This window comes from Flavobacterium sp. (genome assembly GCF_049318325.1).
Taxonomy (GTDB): Bacteria; Bacteroidota; Bacteroidia; order Flavobacteriales; family Flavobacteriaceae; genus Flavobacterium.
Genome location: NZ_JBMOGQ010000011.1, coordinates 23,773 through 33,177, shown reverse-complemented (window position 1 = coordinate 33,177; position 9,405 = coordinate 23,773). Strand labels below are relative to the sequence as shown.

At 34.4% G+C, this 9,405-nt stretch carries 11 protein-coding genes and 1 pseudogene; 8 read left to right on the top strand and 4 right to left on the bottom strand.

Features of this window, described 5'->3' with window-relative positions; genetic code table 11:
• Positions 1-851 (bottom strand): annotated as a pseudogene (locus ACOYLP_RS02385) (M3 family peptidase); the annotation flags it as partial.
• Between the two features lie 294 nt (positions 852-1,145).
• Here ACOYLP_RS02385 and ACOYLP_RS02380 point away from each other — a divergent pair.
• The 8 genes from ACOYLP_RS02380 (at position 1,146) to ACOYLP_RS02345 (ending at position 7,286) form a co-directional block, all read left to right on the top strand.
• Complete coding sequence (locus tag ACOYLP_RS02380) at positions 1,146-1,733, top strand: porin family protein (RefSeq protein ID WP_422854574.1); 588 nt, start codon at positions 1,146-1,148, stop codon at positions 1,731-1,733.
• Positions 1,734-1,782: 49 nt separating this feature from the next.
• Entirely contained in the window at positions 1,783-3,006 is a 1,224-nt protein-coding gene (locus ACOYLP_RS02375) for a hypothetical protein (RefSeq protein WP_422854573.1), read from the top strand.
• A gap of 67 nt (positions 3,007-3,073) precedes the next feature.
• Positions 3,074-3,583 carry a hypothetical protein gene (locus tag ACOYLP_RS02370; protein ID WP_422854572.1) on the top strand — a complete coding sequence of 170 codons (510 nt, stop codon included), beginning with the start codon at positions 3,074-3,076 and terminating at the stop codon, positions 3,581-3,583.
• Between the two features lie 11 nt (positions 3,584-3,594).
• The gene (locus tag ACOYLP_RS02365) at positions 3,595-4,077 is read left to right on the top strand and encodes a hypothetical protein (protein ID WP_422854571.1); all 483 of its coding nucleotides are present in this window, start codon (positions 3,595-3,597) and stop codon (positions 4,075-4,077) included.
• Between the two features lie 10 nt (positions 4,078-4,087).
• Positions 4,088-5,038 (top strand): DUF6175 family protein, encoded by a 951-nt coding sequence (locus ACOYLP_RS02360; protein WP_422854570.1) that lies wholly within the window; start codon positions 4,088-4,090, stop codon positions 5,036-5,038.
• Between the two features lie 12 nt (positions 5,039-5,050).
• Complete coding sequence (locus ACOYLP_RS02355; protein ID WP_422854569.1) at positions 5,051-6,013, top strand: hypothetical protein; 963 nt, start codon at positions 5,051-5,053, stop codon at positions 6,011-6,013.
• Positions 6,014-6,085: 72 nt separating this feature from the next.
• Entirely contained in the window at positions 6,086-6,736 is a 651-nt protein-coding gene (locus ACOYLP_RS02350) for a queuosine precursor transporter (protein WP_422854568.1), read from the top strand.
• Positions 6,726-7,286, top strand: coding sequence for a DNA-3-methyladenine glycosylase I (locus ACOYLP_RS02345; RefSeq protein WP_422854567.1), 561 nt, complete (start codon positions 6,726-6,728; stop codon positions 7,284-7,286). The genes ACOYLP_RS02350 and ACOYLP_RS02345 overlap by 11 nt, the downstream gene beginning before the upstream one ends.
• Positions 7,287-7,345: 59 nt before the next feature.
• Here ACOYLP_RS02345 and aat read toward each other — a convergent pair whose 3' ends face one another.
• From aat to ACOYLP_RS02330, 3 genes are all read right to left on the bottom strand, one after another.
• Positions 7,346-7,981 (bottom strand): leucyl/phenylalanyl-tRNA--protein transferase, encoded by a 636-nt coding sequence (aat, locus tag ACOYLP_RS02340; protein ID WP_422854566.1) that lies wholly within the window; start codon positions 7,979-7,981, stop codon positions 7,346-7,348.
• Positions 7,982-8,100: 119 nt separating this feature from the next.
• Complete coding sequence (locus tag ACOYLP_RS02335) at positions 8,101-8,478, bottom strand: DUF3127 domain-containing protein (protein ID WP_422854565.1); 378 nt, start codon at positions 8,476-8,478, stop codon at positions 8,101-8,103.
• A gap of 5 nt (positions 8,479-8,483) precedes the next feature.
• Positions 8,484-9,356 carry a flavin reductase family protein gene (locus ACOYLP_RS02330; RefSeq protein ID WP_422854564.1) on the bottom strand — a complete coding sequence of 291 codons (873 nt, stop codon included), beginning with the start codon at positions 9,354-9,356 and terminating at the stop codon, positions 8,484-8,486.
• Positions 9,357-9,405 lie beyond the last annotated feature (49 nt).

Below are 9,405 nucleotides of genomic sequence, written 5' to 3'. Positions count from 1 at the left end.
TGAACTAAAGTAGTATTATTGTTATTAGGATTGTCATTATCTCCACGACTAGTAAATATCTCAAAGGCTTTTTGTCTCAAATCTCTGCGGTTTGAAAAAGTCAAAAACGGTTCGATAGAAGAACGTGTATTGGCAATGCAACCCATTATATTCTGTTTTCTATCTTTGGCATCAGCAATAGCAGCATTTTTTAATTCATCAGGTAAGCCATCAAAATCGGCTTCATCTTTTAGTTCTAAATAATAATTGCCTTCGTCAGCCAATTGATTTTGACTAAACTTGGTAAATAAAGCCGCTAATTCTTTATTAATTTGGGCTATTCTAGCTTTACTTTTTGCATCAGCTTTTGCTCCTTCTCGAACAAAGTTGGAATAGTATAACCAAACCAATCGTTGCTGCTCACTAGTTAATTTTTTTGTTGCAGGATCATTATAAACTTTGGCTATTCTGCTAAAAAGTTTTGCGTTTTGGTAATACTTGCTATTTAATTCTGAAAATTTAGGTGTCATTTCGGCTTCAATGGGCTCAAATTCAGGGCTGTTCATATTAGCACTATAAATCCCGAAAACGGCATAAATTTGATTGTATCTCTTACCCACTTTTTCTAAAGCCAAAATAGTATTAGTAAAAGTAACTGGCTTTGGATTGTTAGCAATTTTATTAATCTCATTCAATTTTTCTTTAATGGCAAATTCGAGTGCCGATTTTAAATCTTGAAGTTTGTAATCTGTAAATGCTGGAACACCACCATAAGGTCCGGTCCAATCATTTAGGAAGGCATTCTGATTTGCTTGTGCATTTACCATAAATATAGGAGCAATCGTAATCAATGTTAAAATTATTTTTTTCATTAGTTAATTTGTTTTACCAAAAGTAATGAAAAATCAAATCAAAAAAATAGTTGAAATCATTTCAACTGCTTGCATAATTTTTAAAAGTAACTTTTGGCAAATAAATCTTTTTAGTTAATCACTGCTTTTTTAATTCAAAAAAAATATTAATTAGGATGAGTACTCTTTTTATAATATTAACTTTTTATTATTTTTTTAACAAAATGATTCTTAAATAAATAAATGTATATATTTGAGCCTTTTTAAATTTAACTAAATATTTACACTTAATTTTTATTAACTAAAATTTATTCTATGAAGAAAATTATTTTATTATTTGTTACTTTTTGTACTATTTCAGTATTTTCTCAAAAATCTAAACTTGATGAAGGTATTAAACTGGGTATCAAAGGGGGATTAAATGTTTCCAACTTAATGGGAGATGTTGATGATTTAGATTTAGGAATTAGAACTAGTGTACACATTGGTATGTTAGCAGAAATTATTGTTTCTGATAAATTTTCTATACAACCTGAGTTATTGTACTCTGGCCAAGGAACAACTGTTGGTTCAGTGCCTGGATTTAGTAGATATAAATTAAATTATATCACATTGCCCGTTTTGGCAAAATTCCCTGTTTTAAAAGGATTATATTTGGAAACTGGCCCTCAAGTTGGCTTTTTGATTTCTGCTAAAAACAAGACAAATGACTCTAATGATAAAATTAAAGGGATTAAAACTTTAGATTTTGGATTAAACGCTGGATTAAATTACGAGTTTAAAAATGGAGTGTTTATTCAAGGTAGATATAATTTAGGTTTAACCGATACGGGCGCAACTGGTGATGATAACAAAAGAGCCAGCAACTCTGTGATACAATTTTCTTTAGGTTGTTTATTCTAAGAATAATATCAAACTTAACAAAAACCAATTTAAACAAAAACCAATTATTATGACAAAACGTATTTTTATTACCACAATTGCTGCATTAAGTGCTTCCATGCTTTTTGCTCAGCAAAGTCAAAAAGAAATGAAGGAAACCAAATACAGAAGAAGTTCCTTACATACTATTTTGATTGAATCTTCAGATTTTCCAAAAAAAGACCAAGTAATTAATGCCTATTATGGTGCGCCATTCCCAAACAAATATGATAATCATAATATTGGTGAAAAATCATTTAACCCAGCTAAATATTCAAATGATACTATAGAAGCTAAAACACCTGAGGTAATTGAAAAATACTTCAAAGAACAGCAAATTGCTAAAAAATTAGTTGCCAAATGGTATAACCGACAAGCAGATGGAAGTTTTGATTACAATTTAATTGGGGACCGTGGTGCTTTTAATGCTTCATTTTTAGATACTAAAACAGCTGCTGCATCTAGTGATGGAAAATCTTTGTTACAATCAGCAGGATTTGAATTAATCAACAATACTTTTGTTGTAGTTTCTAAAATGAAATTCGTAGAAAACGAGCCCATTGCAAGAGCAATTCGTGATGGCATTATTTTATCCTTGAATAATGCAAACGAATTGGTGCGCACAATGGGGGTAAAAGCCGCACAAAAAGCATACGAAAAAGGTAAAGAAGGTTATTCTGTTTGGACCACTTCTTATTTGTATAAATTAAAATGGAATGCAGAGGTTGAAGGCATATTCTACGGCGAAATGTATGGTGAAAAAAGCGATATGACACCAGCTAAAAAAGCCAAATTTGACAATAATACTGATTTGTTCCAGATGGAATTTGTGGGTTCACAAAAAGCAACTACATTAGTGACATTCTCTTTAAAAGAAAAAAGGACAGAAGACCAAATCATAAACCTTTCGGTTACACGAAACATTGATAAAGTTTTTGCGAAATTGCAAAAAAACTATGATGTATTTAAACCAAAAGTGCCTTTGTTTACGGGAGACCCTATTACGGCTAAAATTGGTTTGAAAGAAGGTTTAGAAGGTGGTGATAAATTTGAAGTTTTGGAAGCAGTAATGGATGAAAAAACAGGTAAAATTGAATACAAAAGAATTGGAACTATTAAAGTGGACGGGGACAAAATTTGGGATAATAATTTCAATTTGGGTGACGAAGTACCGGTAGAGGGAGCGATTGATAGAACAACATTCAAAGGTGGAAGTAAATACTACTCTGGTTTATTAATTCGTCAAATTAAGTAATTTTTTCAACCATTCCTTTGTCTAGGCAAGGGAATGGTCTTTTATTAATCTTAAAAACAAAACAAAAATGAAACAACTATTAATTATTCTTCTTGCTGTTGTTACTTTTCCTTTTATTGGAAATGCACAGGCAAGAAAAAAAGCAGACAAAGACACCAACAATTGGCGTTATGAAATTGAGGCAGTTCAACAAGGAGTTGCAGGTACTTATTTGATCAAAGTTTGGTCCTATTCAAAAAAACCAGATGTAGCCATAGAGCAAGCCAAAAAGAATGCCGTACACGGAATTATCTTCAGAGGATATGCAGGTAAAGATCGTGTCCCTGGTCAATCACCCTTAACTAACAACCCAAACTTACAAGACGAAAAAGCAGACTTTTTTGATGCTTTTTTTGCTGATGGAGGAAAATATATGAAATTCGTTTCTTTGACCAATGATGGGGCTGTAGCCGCTGAAGACCGAATGAAAGTGGGTAAAGAGTACAAAATTGGGGTTTTGATTTCTGTGCGCAAAGAAGATTTGCGTAAAGATTTAGAAAATGCCGGTATAATAAAAGGATTGTCTGCAGGATTTTAATCGTAAGAAAAATGAAAAAAATAATTGCAACTTTAGTAGTGTTAGTGCTTACATTTAGTGCTACAGCTCAGAAAAAAACAGCTGGATATTACTCCTATAAAACAGAATGTTTAGGGGTAGAATTAGATGGATCACAAACTTTGAAAGCTTGGGGTAACGGCAGAAATCGTGCGGATGCTGTTGAACAAGCAAAAAAGAATGCTATGCGTGATGTGATTTTCAAAGGAATTCGTGAAGGCAAACAAGAATGCAATCAAAAACCGTTGATTTTTGAGGTAAATGCAGAAGAAAAATATGAAGATTATTTCAATGCTTTCTTTGCAGATGGCGGCGAATACAAAAACTACGTATCTCTTCGCGACGAGCGCATTGGTGATAAAATCAATCGTGATCGTAAAAAAATGAAGGAAAGCGTTACCAATGGTTTGGTTGTACGTATTTTACGTGCAGAGTTAAAAGCCAAATTGATTGCTGATAACATTATAAAACAATAAACAAAAACGTATGAAAATTAACTTTAAATATTTAATAGTTTCCCTTTTTGCTTTAGTAGCAATTGAATCATTTGCTCAAGCAAAAAAACCGCTTATTATGGTAGTACCAAGTGACAACTGGTGTATTAACAACGGTTTTTTTATAGAATTTGACAATCAAGGTTCTAAAATTAAAATTTGTGATTACAAACGTGCAGTACAAGAAAATACCGAATTGACGTTGGTGATGAATAAATTGGGAGAATTGATGGCTGCTCGTGGGTTTCAATTGAAATCTTTAGAACAAACATTAAAATCGATTGAATCAGAAGCGGCTGAAAACGCGATGACTAGCAGTAAAACGGGATCTGGAATTAGCGAAAGCCCAGTAGATAAATTAAAAAGTGTGGCCAAAGCAGATATCTGGATGCAAATCAACTGGAAAATTAACTCCTTCGGACCAAAAAAATCAGTAACTTTTGATTTGGCTGGATTTGACGCCTATACCGACAAAAACGTAGCAGGTGCTTCTGGTACTGGAAATGATTTAATTGGCGCTCCACTACCTATAATGTTAGAAACTGCGGTTTTATCGCACTTAGACAACTTTAATGGATTACTTCAAAAACACTTCGAAGACATGTTCGAAAATGGTAGAGAAGTAACTATGAGAATTAAAAAATTCGACTCATTTGAAGGTGATTTAGAAACCGAATACGAAGGAGAAGAATTAGGTTCAATCATAGAAAAATGGGTTTCTGACAACACCGTTAAAGGAAGATTTAGTACTACTGAATCATCTGAGAACAAAATGTTCTTTGAGCAAGTTCGTATTGCCTTAATGGATGCAAACGGAAAAGCACAAGACACTAGAGGATGGGCCAAAGGCTTACAAAAATTCTTAAAAGAAAAATACCAAATCACAGCCAAATTAACCATGAAAGGATTGGGGCAAGCGGCTATCGTAATCGGAGAAAAATAAAATTATATACTTATGAAAAAATTACTTTTAGCAATCTGTGTCCTAGGTTTTTCGTTGACAGCTTCGTCACAAAACACGGTTGGGAAATCTGACGATGGCGCTCGTATTGCGCTTACAGCTTATATCCCAGATCAAATAGAAGGTATAACTCCTGCTGTTAAAGCAAGCTTAACAAATAAATTGTCTCAAATAGCAACAGCCAACGGCCTAGGCGGTTCTTCGAATTCTAGATTTATCATGACAACGAATATATCAGTGCTAACGAAAGACATTACGCCAACTGCTCCACCCATGCATGCGTATACTTTAGAAGTTACCTTATATATTGGTGATGGTATAGATGGCACCTTATTTTCTAGTCAATCCGTTACCTTAAAAGGAGTGGGAACTAACGAAACGAAAGCCTATATCGCTGCATTAAATGGATTGAAAACCAAAGATCCCGTATACCAAACGTTTATCGAAAAAGGGAAAAATAAAATCATGGAATACTACAACAGTAAATGTGATTTTATCCTTAAAGATGCTCAAACTATGGCTGCACAAAACAAATTTGAAGATGCCATCATGAAATTGACAGGTGTTCCTGAAGTATGCAAAGCATGTTACGACAAAGCAATGGATGCAGTAGCGCCTATTTATCAAAAACAAATTGATAGAGAGTGTAAACAACGTTTGATGGAAGCAACGACGGCTTGGAATGCAGCACAAGATTTATCTAGCGCTGAAAATGCCGGAGGAATTCTTTCTCAAATTGAGCCAGGAGCATCTTGTTACAAAGAAGCTTTGGCCTTGTCAACTAAAATAGCACAACGTGTAAAAGAGTTGGATCAACGTGAATGGAAATTCCAAATGAAACAACAACAAGACAATGTGGATATCCAAAAAGCAACTATCAAAGCCGCTCGCGACATCGGTGTAGCTTATGGAAATCACCAACCAAGCGTTGTATATAAAGTGTATGGCTGGTGGTAAAATAACCTTCAATCTATAAATAAAAAACCTTTACTTTTGTAGAGGTTTTTTTATTTATCAAAATCAAATCAGATGTTTCAATCTAAAAAAGATATTGTATATGTTATTCTAGCAGGAATATTTATAACAAATGCCGTTGTAGCAGAACTTATCGGCGGTAAACTAATTGATGTTGGTCCGGCCGTTATGAGTATTGGTATATTACCCTGGCCGATTGTTTTTGTAACAACCGATTTAATCAATGAATATTTTGGTGAAAAAGGCGTTCGCAAACTTTCGATCATCACAGCTTGCTTGATTGCTTATACATTTATCATATTATTCTTTGCAATGAAAATTCCATCCTCTGGAATTAGTTCCGTTTCGACATTGCAGTTTAATGCCGTTTTTGGTCAAAGCCAATTGATAATAGTTGGAAGTATAACTGCCTTTTTGATTTCGCAATTGATAGACGTTAGTATTTTTCATTTTTTTAAAAGAAAAACGGGAAACAAAATGATATGGTTACGAAGTACCGGTTCAACGGTGATTTCGCAATTGTTTGATAGTTTTATTGTTTTGGGAATTGCCTTTTGGTTACCTGGTATTATGGATACAAAAACCTTTTTTCTTTCTGCCATGACAGGCTATTCGATTAAACTCGCTATTGCGGTTTTAATGACACCTATGATTTATTTGGGCCATAATTTTATCAATAAATATATTGCCAAAGATGGAAAATAAAACACGCTGCTCCTGGTGTGAAAAAGATGATTTATATAGAGACTACCATGATAACGAATGGGGAAATCCGGTTTATGAGGACGATAAACTATTTGAGTTTTTAGTTTTGGAAACTTTTCAGGCAGGTTTGAGCTGGTATACAATTTTGAAAAAACGTGATAATTTCCGTAAAGCTTTTGACCAATTTAACTATAAAAAAATAGCGCGATATGGTGATGCCGAAATCGGAAGACTGATGCAGGATGCCGGAATCATCCGAAACGGATTAAAAATAAAAGGCACCATTACCAATGCGATTGCTTTTATGGAAATACAAAAAGAATTTGGAAGTTTCTCCAACTATATTTGGGGTTTTACCGATGGAAAACCAATGGACAATAATCCAAAAACGTTGAATGATGTCCCTGCGGTTAATGAAATTTCAGATGCGTTGAGTAAAGATTTAAAAAAAAGAGGATTTAAGTTTGTGGGCTCAACAGTTGTTTACGCTCATATGCAAGCAACAGGAATGGTTAATGATCATGTGAAAGAATGTTGGAAAAGGAAGTAGTTTTCAGTCGCAGTCTTAATTTGCAGAAATTTACTGTAAACTGTGGCTAAATACTGTGACTAACTTTTTAATACTCTAATAAAAACATCTCTTGAAACTTCAAAAGCACCAAGTTTTTCCAAATGGTCATTATGCACTTGGCAATCCAAGAGTTTATAATTGTTTTCTTTTAGATAATTTATCAGCGTAACAAATCCAATTTTGCTTGCATTAGGCACTTTGGAAAACATACTTTCGCCACAGAATAGGTGTCCCAAATCAACACCATATAAACCGCCGACCAATTCATCATTTTGCCAAACCTCAACCGATTTAGCAATTCCCATTTCGTGAAGTTTGGTATAGGATTCCACAAAATCATCGGAAAGCCAAGTGCCATTCTGACCAGGTCGATCAATTTGCTGACAACCAATAATTACATCGCGAAAGTTTTGATTAAACGTAACTTTAAATTTATTTTGATTAAGCAGATTCCGAATGCTTTTAGAAACTTTATAAATAGAGGGAACAACTACCATTCTTTCAGGTGGAGACCACCATAATATGGGTTCGTCTTCATTAAACCAAGGAAAAATTCCACTACGATAAGCAAGTTGCAATCGCTCCACAGACAAATCGCCACCAATAGCAACAATACCTTCTATGGAAGCTTCTTCAACTGGCGGGAAATATAACTCTTTGGATAAAAAGTACATAGTAATGATTTAACCACGAAGGACACAAAGAATGCACAAAGGACACAAAAAAACACTAAACTTAAACAAATCCTCGTGAGCTTTGTGTAAATTTAGTGTTCTTAGTGGTTCAGAAAAAACTAGAAAGGTAAATCGTCGTGCTCCTCTTCGTTGAAGTTGGTTGCCGGTGCAAAAGCTTCCGCCGGTGGTATTGGAGCCATTGCTGTAGCACTTGGAGCTTCAGCTTGCAGTTTCTCTACTCTCCAACCTTGAATATCGTTGAAATATTTGGTTTCTCCTTGAGGATTTACCCATTCTCTCCCTCTTAAATTAATCGACACCTTTACAGCATCACCTACATTGTAATTGTTCAACAAATCACATTTGTCCTGCACAAAGTTAATGCTGATAAATTGTGGATATTGCTCTTCCGTTGCCACAACCAATTCTCTTTTTTTAAAACTGGCACTCACTTGTTGCTCAGCATTAATTACCTTAATTTTACCTGTAACTTCCATAATTATTATTTTGCTAAAAGCACTTTCCAAGCCGAAAGCGCGTCATTATTATTCAAATATTCTTTTGCTTTTTGGTGAATTTTCATTTCATCATCCGAACTCAAAACACCTTTAACTGCAAAATTTTGCTTTACAAATATAGTAATTTCTTCTTGTGTTGGCAATGCTTCTATATTACCTAGTTTCCCCAAATCGTTACCGTCAAAAACAGCGCTTTTTTTGATGAAATCCGGAATTTCATCTACTCCTATTCCTAATGTTGTCAAAGGTTTTTCGACTTCAAACAAACCTTGATTGGAACGTGAATACCAATTACCACCCAGTCGTGAAACCAAATCAATTTTGCGTTGGTCTATCATATTTTTGTCATCCAAAATATTTTCATGGATGTGGATTTTAACTAGTTCGCAAATAATCAAATTTCCGGCACCTCCTTGATTTCCCAAAGCAATAATTTCGTTGACTTTGCACTCCATTTGCACCGGACTTTCGGCAACGCGATAAGGCTTTACCATATCAGAAGGCAACATTGTTAATCCAGATTTCAGAAATTCATTTACACCATCGGGGTATTCGGTACTCGACAATGATGCTTGCTGTACTATACCATAATTCACCACATTGATAACAACTTCTTTGGTCGCTTGACAATTTTCGAGTGTATGTTTTGTGGTGTTATTTCTAACGCGACGTGCGGGTGAAAAAACCAAAATTGGCGGATTAGAACTAAAAACATTAAAGAAACTAAATGGCGACAAATTGGGTTTGCCATACTTATCCACCGTACTAGCAAAAGCAATTGGTCTTGGCGCAACTGCGCTTTGTAGATAGCCTTGTAACTGTGCCGGAGAAAGTGTGTGTGGTTCGAAACTGAGCATCGTATTTTGATCTTTTTTACAAATGTAATAAGTTTAATCTTTAATACTT